Source organism: Microcoleus sp. B13-B6, assembly GCF_036705405.1.
Lineage (GTDB): Bacteria > Cyanobacteriota > Cyanobacteriia > Cyanobacteriales > Microcoleaceae > Microcoleus.
Window position 1 is genome coordinate 36,209 of sequence record NZ_JAUBUJ010000055.1, and the last position, 18,695, is coordinate 54,903.

The 18,695-nt window shown below is 45.1% G+C and carries 17 protein-coding genes; 12 read left to right on the forward strand and 5 right to left on the reverse strand.

Translation table 11 applies throughout. The features are described 5' to 3' along the window. The first annotated feature begins 82 nt into the window (after nt 1-82). The 3 genes from QUB35_RS22735 (at nt 83) to QUB35_RS22745 (ending at nt 2,608) form a co-directional block, all read left to right on the forward strand. Complete coding sequence (locus tag QUB35_RS22735) at nt 83-790, forward strand: Rieske 2Fe-2S domain-containing protein (protein WP_333143978.1); 708 nt, start codon at nt 83-85, stop codon at nt 788-790. 83 nt (nt 791-873) lie between these two features. Continuing rightward, the gene (locus QUB35_RS22740; RefSeq protein ID WP_333099862.1) at nt 874-1,137 is read left to right on the forward strand and encodes a hypothetical protein; all 264 of its coding nucleotides are present in this window, start codon (nt 874-876) and stop codon (nt 1,135-1,137) included. Nucleotides 1,138-1,171: 34 nt separating this feature from the next. Continuing rightward, on the forward strand, nt 1,172-2,608 hold the full coding sequence (locus QUB35_RS22745) for an NCS2 family permease (RefSeq protein ID WP_333143979.1): 1,437 nt from the start codon (nt 1,172-1,174) through the stop codon (nt 2,606-2,608). 113 nt (nt 2,609-2,721) lie between these two features. On the opposite strand, the gene QUB35_RS22750 is transcribed toward QUB35_RS22745, so the two are convergent. Then, nucleotides 2,722-4,536 (reverse strand): bifunctional 3'-5' exonuclease/DNA polymerase, encoded by a 1,815-nt coding sequence (locus QUB35_RS22750; protein WP_333143980.1) that lies wholly within the window; start codon nt 4,534-4,536, stop codon nt 2,722-2,724. 108 nt (nt 4,537-4,644) lie between these two features. Between QUB35_RS22750 and QUB35_RS22755 the strand changes: the two genes are divergently transcribed. From QUB35_RS22755 to QUB35_RS22785, 7 genes are all read left to right on the forward strand, one after another. After that, entirely contained in the window at nt 4,645-5,895 is a 1,251-nt protein-coding gene (locus tag QUB35_RS22755; RefSeq protein WP_333103611.1) for a transposase, read from the forward strand. A gap of 129 nt (nt 5,896-6,024) precedes the next feature. Further along, nucleotides 6,025-6,696 carry a hypothetical protein gene (locus tag QUB35_RS22760; protein WP_333143981.1) on the forward strand — a complete coding sequence of 224 codons (672 nt, stop codon included), beginning with the start codon at nt 6,025-6,027 and terminating at the stop codon, nt 6,694-6,696. A 444-nt stretch (nt 6,697-7,140) separates the two neighbouring features. Continuing rightward, nucleotides 7,141-7,395: a type II toxin-antitoxin system ParD family antitoxin gene (locus QUB35_RS22765; RefSeq protein WP_333058483.1), complete on the forward strand. Its 255-nt coding sequence runs from the start codon at nt 7,141-7,143 to the stop codon at nt 7,393-7,395. After that, nucleotides 7,395-7,691 (forward strand): type II toxin-antitoxin system RelE/ParE family toxin, encoded by a 297-nt coding sequence (locus QUB35_RS22770; protein WP_333058482.1) that lies wholly within the window; start codon nt 7,395-7,397, stop codon nt 7,689-7,691. Before QUB35_RS22765 ends, QUB35_RS22770 begins: the two co-directional genes overlap by 1 nt. A gap of 400 nt (nt 7,692-8,091) precedes the next feature. Beyond that, nucleotides 8,092-8,313: a hypothetical protein gene (locus tag QUB35_RS22775; protein WP_333143982.1), complete on the forward strand. Its 222-nt coding sequence runs from the start codon at nt 8,092-8,094 to the stop codon at nt 8,311-8,313. A gap of 321 nt (nt 8,314-8,634) precedes the next feature. Beyond that, nucleotides 8,635-10,722, forward strand: a complete 2,088-nt coding sequence (locus tag QUB35_RS22780) for a hypothetical protein (protein ID WP_333143983.1) — start codon at nt 8,635-8,637, stop codon at nt 10,720-10,722. Nucleotides 10,723-11,392: 670 nt separating this feature from the next. After that, a complete protein-coding gene (locus QUB35_RS22785) occupies nt 11,393-12,031 on the forward strand; it encodes a hypothetical protein (protein ID WP_333143984.1) in 639 nt (212 codons plus the stop codon). Between the two features lie 3 nt (nt 12,032-12,034). Here the strand turns inward: QUB35_RS22785 and QUB35_RS22790 are convergent, their stop codons facing one another. Then, the gene (locus QUB35_RS22790) at nt 12,035-13,105 is read right to left on the reverse strand and encodes a DUF5895 domain-containing protein (RefSeq protein ID WP_333143985.1); all 1,071 of its coding nucleotides are present in this window, start codon (nt 13,103-13,105) and stop codon (nt 12,035-12,037) included. An 82-nt stretch (nt 13,106-13,187) separates the two neighbouring features. Here QUB35_RS22790 and QUB35_RS22795 point away from each other — a divergent pair, with 82 nt between their 5' ends. Together QUB35_RS22795 and QUB35_RS22800 are read left to right on the forward strand one after the other, a co-directional pair. Beyond that, nucleotides 13,188-15,122: a type IV secretion system DNA-binding domain-containing protein gene (locus tag QUB35_RS22795; protein WP_333143986.1), complete on the forward strand. Its 1,935-nt coding sequence runs from the start codon at nt 13,188-13,190 to the stop codon at nt 15,120-15,122. Further along, nucleotides 15,119-16,282, forward strand: a complete 1,164-nt coding sequence (locus QUB35_RS22800) for a hybrid sensor histidine kinase/response regulator (protein WP_333143987.1) — start codon at nt 15,119-15,121, stop codon at nt 16,280-16,282. The genes QUB35_RS22795 and QUB35_RS22800 overlap by 4 nt, the downstream gene beginning before the upstream one ends. A gap of 81 nt (nt 16,283-16,363) precedes the next feature. On the opposite strand, the gene QUB35_RS22805 is transcribed toward QUB35_RS22800, so the two are convergent. The 3 genes from QUB35_RS22805 to QUB35_RS22815 form a co-directional block, all read right to left on the reverse strand. Then, entirely contained in the window at nt 16,364-17,050 is a 687-nt protein-coding gene (locus QUB35_RS22805; RefSeq protein ID WP_333465967.1) for a response regulator transcription factor, read from the reverse strand. Nucleotides 17,051-17,202: 152 nt separating this feature from the next. Then, entirely contained in the window at nt 17,203-17,883 is a 681-nt protein-coding gene (locus QUB35_RS22810; RefSeq protein WP_333143989.1) for a hypothetical protein, read from the reverse strand. Nucleotides 17,884-18,488: 605 nt separating this feature from the next. Further along, nucleotides 18,489-18,695, reverse strand: a 207-nt coding sequence (locus QUB35_RS22815; protein ID WP_333143990.1) for a hypothetical protein, incomplete at its 5' end; no start/stop codon positions are given.

The following is an 18,695-nucleotide window of genomic DNA, read 5'->3' on the forward strand; positions in this document are numbered from 1 at the left end:
ACAAAAGAGAGGTATGTAGTAAATCGTACAGAAGTAAGCTTTCTAATATCTTAAGCTTCAGCGGTATTTCGCATACAGGATTATGCACACTATACAAGAACTATCGTGCAATTCTGCGTTTGTATTGCCTCGAAACTGCACCTTTAGTGAAACTGATTGGAAAGCCCTTGCGCCGTTTTGGTATCCGATCGCGTTCTCGCATCAAGTCACAGATCGACCGTTTGCCGCAAAGGTGCTAGATGAACGTCTCGTGCTGTTTCGACATTCCGATAGCTCGATCGTTGCAGCACGGGATTTGTGTTTGCATCGTGGTGTTGCTCTGAGTTTGGGATGGGTTGAGAACGATGAACTCCAATGCCAATATCACGGCATCGGCTACGACAAAAGCGGTCAATGCACGCGTATTCCCCCTCAACCAGATGCCGCAATTCCCGCTCGGCTGAAATTGACGACCTACGCTGTCACCGAACGCTATGGTTTAGTGTGGGTAAGGCTCGTGGATAACGGTTCGGTGCATTTTCCATACTTTCAGGCATGGAATGATCCAGACTATATTCAGGTTCTGCCAGCCAGCGTAGCTCACGAAGCTGCCGCAGGTCGTCAAGTCGAAGGCTTTCTGGATGTGAGTCATTTTGCGTTTGTTCACACCGAATCCTTTGGCGATCGCGAAAATCCAGAAGTGCCAGATTATCCCGTTGAGCAACTACCACCCGGGTTTCACGCTGCGGGATGTCAGCACGGTGAGCAACTATCCGCACAATCTAAAGCATCTGAGTCCGCCTGGGTTTAAGTGGCGTCGATTGTTTGAAGTGTAGCTGCCGTTCACAGCGAAGTTAAGCGTTACCTTTGGGAACGGGCAGTTAGACATCCTGAATGCTGCCTGTCCGGTTTCAGGCCGCAAAACGCGCTTGGGTAGTGCCGAGAGGCCACAATTTTGACAAAGATGGACCGCTGCAAGACACGCTGGACTTTAACCATCAAGTGTTTGGCGAAGATAAGGACATTGTTGAAGAACAGTATTCCGAAGATTTACCGATCGCGCTGCAAGATGAAGTCCACATTGCCGGGGATAAAAGCTCGATCGCCTATCGCAAAGGATTGGCCGCATTGGGTCTAGGACGATCGTTTACCGCCTAACTCCTATCTCAATTAAATTTCGGATATCCAAATCATGAGCGCTGATTTAGAATTTCAAAAACCAATTCCACCAAAGCAATCCTACACAGGTTGGCAAGCAGCACTGGCAGAGTTCTTTCAGTTTGATTTCTACAGAACCAATTTCAGAACAGAGACGCTCGCGGGTATCACCACGTTCATGACGATGGGATACATCTTAGTCGTCAATCCGATTATTCTGTCAAACGCGATTTTTCTACAACAGCCTGGAGATTTGTTTTCGCAATTGGCTGTAGCAACCGCTGTGGCGTCGGCAGTTGGAACCTTCTGCATGGCAATTTTAGCCAACTACCCGTTCGGGCTCGCGCCTGGAATGGGAACGAATGCCTTTTTTGCTTTTTCAGTTGTAATCGGACTGAAAATCGATTGGCGGTTGGCGCTGTCATGCGTGTTTGTTCAGGGATTAATTTTTATCCTTCTGACGTTGATAGATGTACGTAAGTTATTGATCGCGGCAATTCCAAAGTCGCTCAAACACGCAACCGCAGGTGGGATTGGCTTGTTTATTGCCTATATCGGGATGTCAGGAGATGTTGTTAATGGGGGGGCCGGATTGATTGTGGCAAATCCAGCCACAAAAACGGCGTTTGGCAGCTTAGCAGAACCGAACACGCTACTGGCTGTGGCGGGTTTAGCGATTACAGCCGGATTGGTGGTGCGGCGCGTCAGAGGTGCGTTACTATTTGGAATTTTTGGAACTGCTATTTGGGCTTGGCTGTTCAAGGTTTCACCCCCACCTCAAGGATTTTTTGCGCTGCCGGAACTGCCAAAAGACATTTTTGGTCAAGCATTTCTGGGAATTGCTAATCTGAACTCTGAGAATTTTATTGACTGGATTGCAGTGCTATTTGTGTTTCTGTTTGTTGATATTTTTGACACCATCGGGACGTTAACGGGTGTCGGAATGCGGGCTGGTTATATCGGAGCCGATGGCGAGCTGCCGCGTGCCAATAAAGCACTGATGGCAGATGCCATTGGCACCACAATCAGTCCGATATTCGGTACGTCGAGCGTGACGACTTATGTTGAATCGGTCGCAGGCGTGGCCGTTGGCGGTCGAACTGGATTTACCGCTTTAGTTGTGGCAGGATTATTTGCGCTGTCGGTGTTTTTCATTCCGGTGTTTAAAGCGATTCCGGCTTTTGCAACGACGCCGACGCTGGTGATTGTTGGCGCGATGATGTTGGCCCAGGTGAAGGAAATTCCCTGGGATGATATGTCGGAAGTGATTCCAGCGTTTCTAACGATTTTCATGACTCCATTAACGTATTCGATCGCGGAAGGGTTGTCGATCGGATTTATTGCCTATCCGATTGTGAAAACCTGCCAAGGTAGAGCCAAGGAAGTGCCTGGGGGAACTTGGATCGTGGCGGGCATCTTCGTGATTCGGTTCATCTTTATGTCGCTGCGGTTTCATCATTCAGCAGCCTGAGCCGGCTCAGGCGAGATCCAACTGCTAGGTTTGAATCACTTATATCAAGTTCGCTCTCCCTGATATCTTGCAGCAATGTCAATTAGGGAATTTTTCGTGGGGGTCGGGCGGGTTTATCCTCCCCAACTTTCCATCACTTTAATTTCTACCTCGCAAGGAATCGGAGAGAGAAATTTATTCCCGGCTCTCACCATACATTTTTTAAGCAAGGCTTTAACTGCCGTCACTTGTTCAAGAGGACACTCTATTAAAATTTCATCGTGAACGACACAAATCAGTTTAGCACCAGTGCGGCTCAGAGGCATAAAAAGTAGAGCAAGAGCGAGTTTAGTAATGTCAGCGCTCATTCCTTGAATTGGGTTATTTAGCATCTCATTAAGCAACGGATTAGTATCTTTTGACCATAATCTCCTTCTGCCTAAGACAGTCCGACTCTCTCGAATACCTCGGCTCCAGGCGCTCCGAACTTTGCCGTGAAATTGTTTGATACCTGTATAGGATTCAAAGAACTTCTTGCGAAAGTGTGAAGCTTGTTGCAGCGTTAAAGTGACTCCATGCTCTGCTTGAGCCATATTCTTAAATTTCTGTGTTCCCATGCCATAAATTAAACCGAAGTTAATGATTTTACCGAGCTGTCTGTCTTCGAGAGTAATTTCAGATAAGGGTTTTGCTAGCACCAAAGAAGCGGTCAGAGAGTGCAAATCTTCCCCTTGAGAGTAGGCTTTCACCATCGTGCGATCGCCGGAAACCTTCGCCATGATCCGCAGTTCAATCTGGCTGTAATCGGCTTTGAGCAGGACGTAACCGGGTGCAGCTTTAAAACACTGTCGGGTTTCCTTGTCTCTGGGGATATTCGTTAAATTTGGCTCTCGACAACTAAACCGTCCTGATCTAGCACCAATCTGAAACCAATTGGGATGAATGCGCCCTGTAATCGGGTGAATGTGTTCTGGTAAACCCAGAGTAAAAGTGTCGATACGAGTAGATAAGCTGCGATATTCTAACAGTGCTTGAATAACGGGATACTCGCTTTGCAAAGGAATTAAATGTTGAGAGTTAGTGGAAGTAACAGGAATACCTTTTTCTTGCAAAGCCGCTAAGACTTGCTTGGGAGAGCGAGGATTAATTGTATCCGTAAATTCCGGTAGGAGAGAGATTTGTTGATTAGGGTTAGGTCGATGGAGTTGTGAATTAATTTGTTTTAAAAGAGAGTCGCGTTGATAACAGAGCTTGACTCCCAAAACTCTCCACTGTTCTCTATCTAAAAGCATTCCGTTGAGTTCCATAGAAGCCACCGCAGGCAGACAAGCAAACTCTAGCAAAGCAGTTTTCCAAAGCTTAGAAGCTTTCAGTTTTTGTTGCAAAGCAGCAGCCAGCGGGAGTAAGATTGCAGCATCGGTAGCAGCATATTGGAGTTGAGCGAGTGTTAAGTTTCCCGACCAATCGCTAACTTGCTGCGTTTTGTCTAGCTTTACTTTCAACAAATTCTCAGTGACAGACTCTAGGGACAGGTGGCGTTTTAGTCCAGCCGTTAGCACTCGGTAAGCCAAATAGGTATCGAAAAAGGGTTTGGATGGTTCCAGTCCGGCAAAAGCGAGCATTTGCCATTCAAATTTGAGGTTGTGACCTACCTTCAGTGCAGGACTCGCTAAGAGCAAGCGTAATGGTTCGAGAGAACTCGGTTCAATTGCCCATAAATCTACAATGATTACTGGATGGTCAGGAATGGCAAGTTGTAACAATCTAATTTTGGCTTTGTAGGGGTCAAGCCCTGTCGTTTCGCAGTCTATACCGATGATTTTTGCTTGTTGGAATGGTTGAAGGGCTGTTTCAAGATTGAAAGCAGTATCGATCAATTGGTAAGGAGTTTTAAGTGTAACATTCAACTGAGCTATGTTAAGTTTATCGGAGGCCAAAAAAGTTGGCATAGCGGTTGATATTTTCTGTTTGTTTAGCGGATTAGGTTTCATAATTAGTTCCGTTCATAAAAATATTGAAAGAATATCGATATATGTTAAAATAGTGGAATGTTAACCATGAATTACAGCTATCGAATCTATCCGAATATCAATCAAAAGCAAGCGCTGAAAGAGTGGATGGATATTTGTCGTGTTGCCTATAACTATGGGCTGCGGGAAATTAAGGACTGGTGCAATAGCCGGAAATGCCAGGTTGACAGATGCTCCATCAGTCATGAATACATCATGCCTGCTGAGTTAACCTTCCCTAACGAAGTAAAACAGCTTAATGCTCTGCCAAGTGCCAAAAAAGTATTTCCCCGATTGGGTGAAGTACCAAGCCAAGTGTTGCAGCAAGCGCTCAAGCAATTACACCGAGCATGGGAGGGATTTCAAAAAATTGGGCATGGCTTCCCTCGATTCAAGAAGTTTGGGCAATTCAAATCTTTGTTGTTTCCCCAGTTCAAGCAGAATCCTGTGACTGGAGTACATATTGCCTTACCAAAATTGGGGTTGATTCCAATTAACCTGCATCGCCCAATCCCACAGGGGTTTGTAGTAAAGCAAGTCCGAATAATTAATAAAGCGGATATTTGGTACGCTTCTATCAACATCCAATGTGATGTCAGTGTTCCCAATCCAATGCCACACGGTCATCCGATTGGAGTAGATGTTGGGCTTGAAAAGTTTTTAGCAACCAGTGACGGGGTGATCGTAAAACCGCCCAAGTTCTTGAAAGTTATGCTCCGCAAGCTGAAATTGCTGCAACGCAGACTTACTCGGAAAAAGAAGCAGTCTAAAAATTACGAGAAACAGCGCATTAAAGTTGCTAGAATTCACCACGCAATTGATAATACCCGTAAAGATTTTCACTTCAAACAAGCTCATGCCCTTTGCTGGGCAGGTGATATGGTCTTCATGGAAGACTTGGATTACCGAATTATTGCCAAAGGGATGTTCGGGAAACAGATGCTTGATGCTGGATTTGGACAGTTCCGAACTATCACCAAATACGTGTGTTGGAAGCGTGGCAAATTCTTTGGTGAAGTGAGCGCCAGGGGGACTTCTCAGGAGTGTCCTGAGTGTGGTGCGGAGGTGAGAAAGGATTTGAGTGTTAGAGTTCATTGTTGTCCTAGTTGTGGATACACAACAGATCGAGATGTGGCTAGCAGTCAAGTCATCAGAAATAGAGGAATAACTCTGATTAGTACCGATGGACAGTCGGGAATCCAAAGCGCCTATGCAGACGGTTTGCCAGGGGTTGAGATGTCTCAATCTAGGTCAAAGTCGAAACCCCGTAAGGGAATAACTAGGAAATCTAAGAAGTGATTCTTAGAAGCTCCGTCCTTGGCTGTCGGAGAGATGTCACAGAAAGTTGAAAGTGGGGTTGCTAGACTGCGGTCCAGATCCTGAAGAACCCGACAATCTTAATTACTTTGAAACATTAAGGACAGACAGATGAGTAACTCAATTCCCTCCCAGCCCCAATCCACAATAGATGATACAACCAGTTATCCGCACTTGATGGAACTGATAGAAGCAGAAGATGCAGCTAATGGAGAAGTTGGCTGCGGTCGGAATTTGGGTAATAAACCTTCAGTTTATCTGAAAACCTGCGGTATCAATATCTCTGATGAAAAGCTAAGAAATTTGTTAAGGGAGTATTTAGGTCATTTATTGATGGAGCTAGATTTTGACTCAATCATCAACCAAGTGAGTCATTTCGTAGAGTCATTAGTCGTGCAGGAACACACTCAATTAGAGCAGACAAGACCGACATTAATGCTCTTAGAATCAGTTTTTGAGCAGATTCCTGCGAAAGAACTCAAACAATGTATTGAGTCAGAATTGAGGGAGTTTTGTTCGGAAACTGCGATCGAGCAAATTGTTCAGTATACTGGTCAAGTGATTCACTATTCAATTCTCCAACCTCGACATAAGTGGCCCAAACCTATTTGGGTACTAAGTGCTCTTGAGAAGGTGTATATTGCTCAGGCATCTAGTTTAGATGCAGCAATTGCCCAAGTTAAAGCACAATATTCCCACGAAACCGGAGAGCTGCAAGTAATAAAAGTCGGAGGTGTTCTCGCACCAAACCAAGTGATTTGCTTGGAGTTATTGAACAATTAAAAAATGCGGAATATTTCCGGTATTCTGAGTAACGCTGGAGTATGTCTTGTGCAGTTAGCAGTTTCATTGCATAATAGCCAAAAGTTTTCAGCGATGTGAGCGCGATCGCGGTTGGAAAAATGAACTTGCTCAAAATGTTGGGTACGATTGATCTCTCCAGGTCAACTGTAGGTAATCATTGTAAATTCGGATTAGTTGGAAACCCACTTGGGGCCTGATTATACATCTCCATAAATTACAGATAAGTCTAAGCAGGATAAGGGTTTCAGATTCATTTTTGGAGATGTCTATTGGTTCATTTCGACCGATCGCGAGAGTTACTTTAGCAATTGCTCAACTCGCTTGTACACAAGAGCGAGTTTTTTAGTACAATAATAACAACGATTGCTATTCCCTGTTATTAAAGCCAAAATGGAATAGCCCAAATTACAGGAGGACTCAGGCATGAACGTGTCTTTGACACCGGAGTTAGAGCAGTATGTCCAAGAGAAAGTCTCAAGCGGACTATATTATTCTGCCAGCGAGGTGATCCGTGAAGGGTTGCGCCTGTTGAAAGAACGGGAACAATTCCAGCAAACTCGCTTGCAGGAATTGCGACAGGAGATTCAGCTAGGGCTAGACAGCGGTGAGGCAACTCCCTTGGATATGCCAGCAATCAAGGCAAAAGCGCGGCAGCGTCGGCGGAGGAAACCGCAGTAATGGCCACGATCGTTAAACGCCCGCGTGCTGAACTGGATTTGCTAGATATTTGGGACTACATCGCTGATGATAGTTTAGATCGGGCTGACGAGTTTTTAGATCGCGTTGAAGGAAAACTGCAAACCTTGGCACGTAATCCAGGATTGGGCAGAAGGCGTGAGGAACTGTTAGCTGGGTTGCACAGCTTTCCGATTGGGAACTATGTGGTGTTCTACCGGGAAATTGAAAATGGAATAGATGTAATTCGTGTTCTGCATGGTTCACGGGACATAGAAGACATTTTCAGTCGCGGCTAACTCCTTGTAATGCAAGTGCGTATTCAAGGCGTACTGCCTGCCAATAGAGAGAGTTTAATTGTGGAAGTGTTGCATAAATTTGAGTCAGAGATTGAATCAGGGGCATTAATTTTATTAGATGAAACGCGCTCTCGGGTTAGAATTCGGTTTCTTACACCGCGATTACTGACAAATCAGAGAATAAGGGTGCGCGATCGCACTTTGTCACTTTCTTAAAAGACATTTTTCTCGACTTCGTAGAATAGCCCAGTGCTGAGAGCCGTTAGGTAACTTTCATAGAGCTGCCCCCTCCATGTGGAGGGGGTAATTTTTACTGAACGCAATCGCTCACAGGAATGAAGTTGCAGGAACGCGATGCGATTTAAATTGGAATTGTTGACCACATAAACTAAGAAAAACCATGCACAATGCTTCGATTGAACCTAATTCCGGCTATAACAACTCTGGTTACGAATCGACACCGGATTTGACTGTCGGTTACTCGTCATCTAAAGAAGTTCGTCAAGGTAATTTTGACAACGCTTACCAAGAAAATGTGTATGACTTGTCCAACCTAGCAGATACTCCTTGGACAGATTCAGCAGTCCGCCCGAATCCACAGCTTGAGCTGGAGCTTGATTAAAGAAAAAAGCGAAGATGGAGAAATGCAGTCCAGGACGCATCAACCTAAAAAACCCAGTTTCTCGTTCTCATGTTCAACCTAAAATGACGGAATTACATAGGAAGACCGGGTTTTTGGGTAATTCCTAAAATGGAGAGGGAGAGAGGTAGAGGAAGAGAGGGAGAGAGGGGAGAGGGGGAGAGGGAGATTTAGCTGATGGGTAATTTCTGCAATACTGCTCTATTTTTCGTAATGTTTTAAAAACCATTTAAAGTTTTTCCAAATTAGAAAGAATAGAGCAGTTTTTTTTGCCTAATTTTAGTTAACATCAAGAGGATTTCCATGAACAGTCCAAAGCAGTTAAAAAAATTAAGCCAGGTAGGCTCGGCTTTAATAGCTGCCAGTACACTCTGCCTAATTTTTGCTTTCATCTGCATTACTTTCTTAAGCTTTCCATTAATTGCTAGCGCCAGTCCCTTACCTACTAAAATTTGGGAAAAAGAACAATCTAGAGTTTTGCTGCCAGATTGGAGCCAGATTACCTTTAGTTCCCTACCCGCGGTTGCTAGTTCTGGAAGTTCTGGCGGTCGAAGCTGGCAAGCCGGCACTTCTGTTGACAACATCTTGAAGCTGGGGGACATCAACGATGTAAAACCTGAAATTCTGTCTTTGCAAGCAATTGAACAATTAGCACTAGGGGATATCAATTTAGAGAATATCAGCTTGTCCGCGTTTCCCTTAGCTGGTAAGCAAACTGTCGGTCACTTGGCTGAAATTGTTCCGAATCTGGGCCAATTTCAATTGAGCGATGTTCCTCCACTTGCTTCTTTATCTTCTCAAATAGCCGGAGTGAACCCTAACATCAACCAATTACCAATTGGTCAAGCTGTAAAACAAGTACCGCAACTAGCGCAGGCAAAACTTAACCAAATTGATCTATCTGAGTTTGCGATCGCCCAAATCCCCAACCTTAATAGCGTAAATTTAGAACAGTTCTCTGGCTGGTCAGAGGAACTCATCAGCAATATTCCGCTGCTGAGTCAAGTCCCGCTTTCTAGCTTTCCGGTTCCTATTGCGTCCATTGGCAGCGCAGTTATGCGAATTGACATGATTTACAGTCGGTACGAGAGCAAGCGCAATAACACAATTTCCGGTTCTGATGTAGAAGGATTTGCGGTAGCTTGCGAGAAAGATTGCGCTTATATCGAACTCGACGATATGGAAAACGCCGGTCGCCGCGCCACAGGGCCGCTAGAAGGCAAGCAGTGGATTAGCGGCAAATACCAGGAAGTGCGAGGCGGTTCTGGCTGTTTGAGCGGTTGGGAACCGACGGGCCGGCATCCTTTTGGGGAAGTGTTTAAAGTAGTGGTAATGGAACCGTCAGAAACCAGCGATACTGTTGACACGGCTCTGTACTTCAGGTTTAGTTTGCCCTGCGGCAAATCGCCTTACATTATTGGTCCGGTTCCGTTTCTCAGTTACAGCGTTAATTCGCCTATGTTTGTCGGTCGATTGGAGGGCGGTTCTTCTAACAGTATTTCGCGTTCTAAAGGCGTCGCATCCGAAACAAAACCTTCAAAGCCACTGAGTTCCAATCAAGCTAAAAAAAACGCTTTACCAACTCAGCCTGTACCTGAATCAAAGCGAGAGTGCGCGCGCCCCGCAACTTACGTTAACGGTGTGGATGTAGCTTCATTAGGGGAGGCGTTAGCAAAGCTTTCCGAAGGAATCGCCAATTTGGAAAATGCAGCCAGTGCCGACTACGAAGCCATTGGGGAGATGGTTTGTACTGAAGGAGCTCGCAACTGCGGGCGGGCGATCGGTCGCTATCAGTTGATGAGCTACCGGGAAGACGTGCAGCGTGCTGTCAGTTCAATTCCAGGGGGGGCTAACTTTATCCTGAACGTCAACAAAGGCCAAAACCCTACAAGAGAGGAACTCTTCCAATATTTTCCTCCTGCTGTTCAGGATAAAGTCTTGCAAAATTCTCTAGCTGAGAACTTAGTCAACAGCCAACAGGAAATTGACCCTACAACTGGGCAGGTGTTCAATGGCGATCGCTTAATTGAGCGAGTAGCACAGAAACACTTTGGGGGTTCTGGCAGTAAAATTGATGCCAGCTATTCCAACATTTTAGGTGGCTACTCTCTCAAACAGTACGGGGAAAAAGTTCGAGAGCTTTATAACCACAATACCAGCGACAATTGCCAAGCTAATTCTGGTGACAGCAATGGCATCAGCAACTCGGTCGGCTCCGGCCTTACTTTAAATGCTAGTGGGAGTATTAAGGTGGCGCTGTTCATTAGCTCTTTTTTGGTGGGAACGTGGTTTTTAATTCGACTGTTTCACAAGCGAAAGCAGCAAATTTTTCTGATGCTAATCGCTTTGGGGCTAGCTGTTACTCTTGGCACGGCTGTGCTCTCCCATTGAACAAAGGGAAAGGGGAAGTGGAAATGCAAGGTATTAACAAATATAGGACTTACGCAAGACAGCAAATTTTACAGTATTTGTGGCCAACTGCACCGAAGAACACCTACAAACACCTTACAAATAGTGTCTCTGCGTTCACGAGTGAACTATAACACAATACGGTTCAAGTAAGAACAATCTGACTTCCTTTCACAAGTCTGTATATCCTAAAAATTCGTGAAATGGAATTCGTCTGAAAGGGCTAACCCAAGCGTATTGGACTATAAGAACTTTTTCGCTAACAGGACGTTTTTAAATGCTTAAAACATGAATTTTATTACGTTTCTGTTCTGATATCTATTCCGAAACATGAATTTTATTGCATTTCTGTTCTGACATCTATTCCGGTGGCATCGGAATGATTAAACCACAGAGGACGCAGAGGACGCAGAGAAAGAAAAGAGAGAGATTAATAATTCCGATATCAACGGATTTGATATGACTTGTTCCTAAGTTGTTCTCGCTCTAAATTGCATAGTCGTTTTATATTCCGATAAGGAAGTCATTAAATTTGACTGTAAATTTTAGACATACAACAGCTTACTTAAGCAAAAAAATCTCTCTTTTCGTGTCTTTTTCTTCCGCTTTATTGTCCTTTTTTTTCTGTTATTTTGTATAATTGGAGTAACAAATGGTTGAACAAAATCGAGTTAAGCAAAAAACAGCAGGCAGCCAAAAGATTGTAAAACCCCCGGTTTGGTTAAATCAACTTGGTTACTGGTTTCGCATTGGTTTGACAGTTTTTACCGCCCTGTCGCTATTATTGGGGACAGTTGCTTGCACGAATTCTAGTTCAGCAACAACCGCACCAGCTTCTTGGCAACAAGCTTTGCGAGTCACGCCAAAAGAAACTTTAACCCTAATTGTAAAGGAACACAGCAGCCTTCCAGAACTCAAAGTAGCGACTGGGCAAAGTGCTGTGGCGGAAGCAATTAAGAGAATGCGAGTGTGGCAAGTTAATGGCTCGGTGGGAGGGCTGAAGCTTTATGATTTCAATAATTCCGCTTTGTGCGGTACAAAAGGCTGCCTTTATGTTGGCTACTTAATTCCTAATGATTCAAGTCAAATGCCAACAGAAGTATTTGCAGCTTATCTCGACCCCCATAAACCGCAGAAAACTCCTTTGTTTAAGGCTGACAGTTCCTCGCACGAAGGTTTGCCTTGTCTAGGAGTGAATCAGCTTTCCAAAGAAGGCCGCCGCCAGCTTCAATTTTGCTACGACGGCCTTACCTATCAACTTGCTGACAGCCAGCTTTTCAAAGATAGTTAGTGTTTAGTAGTCGGCGGGTTCATCGAAGTCAAAATCTTCTTCTGAATCAACCTCAACTTCAACCTCAACCTCAGCAGCTTCCGACAATTCATCTAACTCATCTAATTCTGAGTCTGTTCCTCCTTCAACTTGTGCAATTTTGCGAGGGGGTGACAATTTACCTCGATTTTTGCGGTTAGTTACGCTTTCTGGCAACGCCTGGACTTCAGGTTCGACACCAGCAGCTATAGCTGGCAACCCGGCATCGCTAGCCTCAATGAAACCAGCAATGTTATTGTGCAGTCCCCAAATCAATTTCTTTTGTGGTTTTTGACCGAGAAATAGCTTGTGAAAATTAGCATCAGTTGGCTGAGTAATGCTGTGAGTTTTGCAGCAAAACGATTTATTTTTGCCTTCCCCTTCTTTGATAGCTCTAAACTCGACATTCAACACTCCCAAAGAGCGCCACTTGTCATTTTTACCGCTGTAATCTCTCCCAAAGCAATCAGCAAATGCCCGTTCCAAATTGCGGTAAAATTCTTCTCTAGCGCTCTTAAAGCTCCAGAGGGCTACATTCTTGAAGCGGACGACAATCGGTACCTGATGCAGGGGTTGGTTTTTGGGATTTAGAAAGATGAGAGCGTGTTCGGAACACACTTCCTGCGTCTTTTTATCGAGGGAATCGCGATATTCGTCGTAAAGCCCAATAAAACTACCTGCTAATTCTCCATTTTCTTCAATATCTTTGTAGCGGATGTACTCAGGCACAAAAGCTAATACCAACATTCTCGCTTTTGGGAGCAGTAAGCCTGTCACTTCTTCGCTGAGTTCGACCGTTGTCAATTCCTCAACATTAGGCATTACGTGCCATTCCGCTTTGACAAGCTGGTCGTTCGGGAGCAAAATACCTGCTGGGTTATCGTTAATCACGATTCCATAGGGCAAAGAGGGCTTGCGAGTTTGGTTGTAATCACTGTTGAATAGCTCCGGATCTATCTCGTAATAATCAGCACTCTTGTTCTTTTGCGTGTTGGACTTTCCACTAGAATTCTGTACTGTCTTACTGGGAGATTTCGCGTTATTGCTTCTTACCATTGTTTACCTATTTTTGTCATTGTCTCCCCCTTGAGGCGATAGCCGCTAGCTGAAACATTTAGTTTTTTAAGACCTAAAAAAAATGAACAATTTGCAATTTCTGCCTAAAATTAACAAAGCTACCTTGATACCAATGGCAGTTCAACCTCCTCAACGTTCGTTAACTAGCATCGATTTTGGCGGGTTGTTGGGTCAGTTTATGAAGCCAGAGGGACTGGCAATGTTAGGGCTAATGGCAGGCTTACTTATTGCTTCCAAATTAGTTGGAAACGGGAAGGGTAAAATTACCTCCGGGCGGCTGTGCGGGACGGCTGAGAAATTGGCAGCCACAGGTTCTGCCCTCAAGCAAATGACAGAAAAAAAACGGCAACCCGTTACTTTGTGGAGCGGTACGCCGACTTATTGGTTTAAAGGTTGTCAGGGATTGAGTGCTCGATTGCAAACGCTATTAGGTGCAAATCCGACGGTTTGGTTTCCCCACGCAGAACGCGGAACTTTAGTCATTGGTGCTCCGGGTTCTGGCAAAACATTCAGCGTCATTGACCGGATGGTTGAAAGTGCATTCCAGCAAGGTTTTCCTGCCATTATTTACGACAAAAAAGGAGACCAGATGAAAGTGCTTGCACCCCTTGCAGTGCGCTATGGCTACGATGTGCAAGTGTTTGCGCCAGGGGAAGCTTACAGCGGCACTATCAATCCTCTGGATTTTATGAGAGATGCACAAGATGCAGTAATGGCAGCAGAAATTGGACAAGTTATTGCTCGAAATGCTAGTCCGGGGGAGAGTAAAGGCAATGAGTTTTTTGAGAAAGCAGGCGAGTTGATGGCCAAGGGTTTAGTGCAGTTGGCAAAAAGCAGTCCTTACCCGGATTTAGCTTTTGTGTACGCAATTATTCAACTGCCTGATTTGGTCAAGCGCATCGACCACGCCGTTCACCGACCCGACGGTCATCCTCTCAAAATGGACAGGTGGATTGCCTCTAGTTTTTCGCAGTTATTAAGTTCAAAAGATGCTGAAAAAACAGTGGCGGGCATTAAGGCAACCGCAGAGGCAACCTACTCCAGTTTCATTCAAAAAGATTTGTTGCGGGCATTTATTGGTCGCAGCACAATTCCCATTGCTTTAGAAGGGAAAAAGTGCATTATTTTCAAATTAGATGACCAAAGACGCACTGTAGTGGGGCCGCTGTTAGCTGCTGCTATTCACTTATGTGTGGTGTCTAATTTGAGTCGGGTACGTTCTGACCCATTTTTGTACTGCTTAGACGAGTTTCCGTCTCTCAAGTTCGACAGAATGGATCAGTGGGCTAACGAATATCGTTCTGCTGGCGGCGTACCGATTGTTGGTATTCAATCACTCAATCAACTCTATAATCTCTATGGGGATAAAAAAGGGGCTGCGATCGCCAGTGCTCTGTCAACTCATGTCCTCTTCAACCCCGGCGATTTTGAGACAGCCGAGAAATATTCTAAGCGGTACGGGGAAGTGGAAGTGCTGGTAAAAAATCGATCGACCGGCAGCTCGATGGGGCAGCAAACGAGCCGTTCTGTCAACTGGAGCGAACAGTTGCAAAAGAAACCGCTGATTAGTCCTGACGAAATTCTGAGGTTTCCTCAAGGCAAGTGCGTCATCACTTCACCGGCCTACGCAACGGGGACGGAAGCTTTATTTCCCTACCCTCTCAAGATTCCGGTGCGGCCCGGCGACATAAAGCGAGCTAAAGAGTCTGAACAACTGTGGGACAGCAGCATTAGACCGCAGCTTGAAAGGCGGGCGAAAGCTTTATCAGTAGAGCAGCAGACGGGTAAACTGCTCAATATAGATGAAGAGCTGGATCAGCGGATTCGATTCGCTTACCAATTGCTGCCACATCCGAACGATCCAGAAGAACCCGTGACTGTGGCTGATGTTGAGTCGCCTGTTAATGCTGCTGGTGCGAACAGTGCGGCTGAGAAAATAGCGGTTGGCAATATTCGGAAAAAACTCAAAACTCTGTCCTTTGGTGGCGATAGATGATGGAGCAAACTAAACAATTTTTGGCTGACATTTTGATTGTTGACGATATTCCCGCTAACATTCAACTACTTTCTCAATTGCTAATTGAAAATGGTTATAAAGTCAGGAAGTTGATTAGTGGAGAGCGAGCTTTAAAAGCAGTAGAGTTGCAAGCGCCAGACTTGATTTTGCTAGACATAAAAATGCCCGGTATGGATGGTTATGAAGTCTGCCGTCAACTTAAAGCATCTGAAGCTACTTGTGATATCCCTATAATTTTCATCAGCGCTTTAGATGACGTATTTGACAAAGTAAAAGGGTTTGAGGCGGGCGGTGCTGACTACATTATAAAACCTTTTGAGCCTGTTGAAGTGTTAGCGCGGGTATCTGCCCAACTTAAAATGCAGCGCTTGCAGCAGCAACTTCGCTGCGCTAACGTGCAATTGGCTGCACAAAATGTTCAGCTCAGCCAGGAAATTCAAGAAAGACAGCAAGCAGAAGCCAATTTAAGAATGCTGTTGCACGCTGTTTCGCACGATTTGCGATCGCCTCTATCAGGAATGTCGCTGCTGCTGCGAAGTCGCCTCAATGATGCTGGCAGTAACATTGCTATTGATAGGCGGACTATGGAGGTTATGGTGCAAAGTTGTTCGCGCCAACTCCAGTTGATTGAGTCACTAACAGCAACACAACAATTTGATGTGAAAAGTGCTTCTTTAGCCATGAAGCCGCTGTCGCTGCCCACTTTAGTCCAAAATATTCTTATTGAAAGATTACCAATTCTCAACCAGCATCGAGTCAAGGTTAAGCAGCTTTTTGCAGCCGATTTGCCTTTAGTCAATGCTGATGCCCAGCAGCTCTGGCGGGTGTTTGGCAATCTGATCGACAATGCTGTTAAATACAATCAGTCTGGGTTTATTTTGACGGTAGAAGCTAAAAAGGAAGGTGAGATGGTTCGCTGTACGGTTGCAGACAATGGGGCAGGAATTTCTCCTCAGCAATGTGCAAGATTATTCGAGCCTTATACGAGGGGAGTTGGAGTTAGTTTAAGGCAAGGATTGGGATTGGGACTTTACATTTGCAGGCAAATTGTTGAGGCTCACGGCGGAGATATTGGCGTTGATAGCGAATTGGGAAAAGGAGCGAGGTTTTGGTTGACATTGCCAAAGTTTGAAGATTGACAAGCTGTCATAATTTGCTACGCGATAGCTACGCCTCAAAAACCACTTTTTTTAGAACAATTAGAAGCTGCATTCCAACGGCTAAACCAGCCCCAAACGCAGTGCTTTAACGGCAGCCTGGGTGCGATCGCTCGCTTCAAATTTAGCTATAATCATCTCTACATGACCTTTGGCGGTGTGGACGCTCATTCCTAGTTGAGCGGCGATTTGTTTATTGCTTTTACCCTCAACTAGCTGCTGCAAAACCTGCATTTCCCGTTCTGTCAGCTTGATGTCGTCATTCGCATAGCTTTCGGGCAGTGGCGTTTTGAGATTTTGCAGCACGCAGTCGGCAATCTTAGGGTCTAGGTAACTGCCACCTTCTTGCACAGTCGTAATCGCTGCTAGAAGTTGTTCTGCGTTAGTGCCTTTAACGCAGTAGCCGTGAGCGCCGCTGGACAAAGCCGCCATTACCTGAGTTGGATTGCTGTGGTGGGTGAGCATCAGGATACGAGTATGTAGCAGGGCGGCTCTGATTTGCTGCGCGGCTGCAATACCGTCGATTCCGGGCAAGTCAATGTCCATCAGCACGATGTCTGGTTGGTGTTGCAGTGCGGCACTGACGGCTTCGTTACCGTTAACAGCTTGTGCGACAACTGTTAAATGGGGTTGGCGATTGAGGATATGTTGTAGCCCGAGCTGCATCATCGGGTCATCTTCAACTATCAGGATGGTTTTTAGTTGGCTTGTTTTTGGTTGGGTGGCGGTAGTTGCAGTCACGGCTAACATTCCTACTACATTTATCCATACCTATTGTTTTTTCTCATATTAAAGAGTGCCATCCTCCTATGGAGAGAAGAAATGTATTAATTTTTTGGCGATTGCGTCGGGAATAGGGTGCATATCTCTCGATAGGAGGATGGCAATAAAATGTGAACGGATTATATCGATACTTCGTTGATTTCATCCAAATTGATAGCTGTTGCTACTTCCTTCGGTTGAGGTGTTAGATAACCATTGAGCTTGAAAACTGTTTGTTCTGTCTCTCGTTCAATGGTAGTCAAAAGCCAATTTTGAGTTTTTCGGTGTTGTTTGCTGTCCCAGGCAAACAGAACTTTTTTTGCTGGTTGAGTCGGGTGAAGTGCCAAAACAATCAGTTGCAGCTTGTGAGGCTCGATATCAAAGAATTCGGCAGCTACCCATAACTTAACTCGGTCTTGCCAAGTCAGTACAGGATGGCGAATCGCCCACTCAAATAGTCTGGGTGTTCCTTTGACTAAACCCACATTTGTACGGACTTGTATCACTTTGAATGGAGGAGAAGGGGAAGAGTTTTCTTCTGTCACTCCCCTTTTTGTTCGGTCTAGTTTTGTTTGAATTGGAATGTCAACAAACAGTTTTCGCTGCGGTAAAAATAGTGATGGGGATAGTTCTTTGAGCTGAAAAACCCACTGCTGGAACTGGGGGTGACTGTTGAGAATTGGCTCGACAGGTAATCCCATTAAAATTTGCTTGACAAGCAGTTGCAAGCGTTCTTGCAGATAGGAAGGAACAAGAGGTGGCTCTTGTAGTGGGCTAGTATGAATAGTTTGATTGAGGTCGGACAGAGTAAGGAGGTACATTGCGAGCGAGCATAAAAGGCGCTCGCAATAGCGGCGATCGCCACAGAAAAAGTCCGGGAGTGCGGAATGGGATTAAAAATTTATAGCCCACATCCTGCACCCTCAACTGTCACAGAGCATGAAGCAATGTTGAGAATATTCATACCTTGCGTTCGATTGGATAGTCTTTAAGCAAAAATACTCCGGTCAGGCGATCGCCTGACACGGCCTCCTCTTTCTTTGTAGAAACATGGAGAAAAACTTACCAAGTTTATACTCGAAAACCAGGCAAAATTTAGGTTGTTTATTGGCTTATAAAAGAGATATTTTGGCAACCAACTAAAGTGTTTTTTAAGCAAGTCATTTCAACTAAATAAGTAGTGCGCGCTTACAAGCAGGTGGCAAAAAACGCAAAGTTTTAATCGGTTTTTCTGTGAAATTAGAGACGATTAGCTGTTTCCCAAACACTCACCATCTATCTGTAAAGGGAAACGGGGAGGTAACAATTGCTGACTTGCGCTATCAAAGGACTCAGTTTGTACTGTCTTTTGAACGGAGTTCTGAAGACATTCAAGCAAGTCGCCATCAAGGATCATTTGCTTTACCAACATCAGGAACCGACCGGTCTAGATTTGCTGTGACTCCGCAGGAATTGTTTGAGTACCGTCCCCCCGCTTACGATCCAATTTGACGGCCGGCTGCTCGGTTTTTTCCAAAAACTGTGCCACAGATTTGATGACATCTGTTGCGGTTTTGGGTACGAGAACCAAATCTCCAGATGCCAGCATATCTAGTAGGGCACCGGGTTTTCCCTTGCCTCCGTACAAGTGACC

Bases quoted from the DNA above. Each gene is read 5' to 3' on its own strand.
- QUB35_RS22735 (WP_333143978.1), top strand. From the start codon at position 83: ATGCACACTATACAAGAACTATCGTGCAATTCTGCGTTTGTATTGCCT.
- QUB35_RS22740 (WP_333099862.1), top strand. From the start codon at position 874: ATGCTGCCTGTCCGGTTTCAGGCCGCAAAACGCGCTTGGGTAGTGCCG.
- QUB35_RS22745 (WP_333143979.1), top strand. From the start codon at position 1,172: ATGAGCGCTGATTTAGAATTTCAAAAACCAATTCCACCAAAGCAATCC.
- QUB35_RS22750 (WP_333143980.1), bottom strand. From the start codon at position 4,536: ATGCCAACTTTTTTGGCCTCCGATAAACTTAACATAGCTCAGTTGAAT.
- QUB35_RS22755 (WP_333103611.1), top strand. From the start codon at position 4,645: ATGAATTACAGCTATCGAATCTATCCGAATATCAATCAAAAGCAAGCG.
- QUB35_RS22760 (WP_333143981.1), top strand. From the start codon at position 6,025: ATGAGTAACTCAATTCCCTCCCAGCCCCAATCCACAATAGATGATACA.
- QUB35_RS22765 (WP_333058483.1), top strand. From the start codon at position 7,141: ATGAACGTGTCTTTGACACCGGAGTTAGAGCAGTATGTCCAAGAGAAA.
- QUB35_RS22770 (WP_333058482.1), top strand. From the start codon at position 7,395: ATGGCCACGATCGTTAAACGCCCGCGTGCTGAACTGGATTTGCTAGAT.
- QUB35_RS22775 (WP_333143982.1), top strand. From the start codon at position 8,092: ATGCACAATGCTTCGATTGAACCTAATTCCGGCTATAACAACTCTGGT.
- QUB35_RS22780 (WP_333143983.1), top strand. From the start codon at position 8,635: ATGAACAGTCCAAAGCAGTTAAAAAAATTAAGCCAGGTAGGCTCGGCT.
- QUB35_RS22785 (WP_333143984.1), top strand. From the start codon at position 11,393: ATGGTTGAACAAAATCGAGTTAAGCAAAAAACAGCAGGCAGCCAAAAG.
- QUB35_RS22790 (WP_333143985.1), bottom strand. From the start codon at position 13,105: ATGGTAAGAAGCAATAACGCGAAATCTCCCAGTAAGACAGTACAGAAT.
- QUB35_RS22795 (WP_333143986.1), top strand. From the start codon at position 13,188: ATGAACAATTTGCAATTTCTGCCTAAAATTAACAAAGCTACCTTGATA.
- QUB35_RS22800 (WP_333143987.1), top strand. From the start codon at position 15,119: ATGATGGAGCAAACTAAACAATTTTTGGCTGACATTTTGATTGTTGAC.
- QUB35_RS22805 (WP_333465967.1), bottom strand. From the start codon at position 17,050: ATGTTAGCCGTGACTGCAACTACCGCCACCCAACCAAAAACAAGCCAA.
- QUB35_RS22810 (WP_333143989.1), bottom strand. From the start codon at position 17,883: ATGTACCTCCTTACTCTGTCCGACCTCAATCAAACTATTCATACTAGC.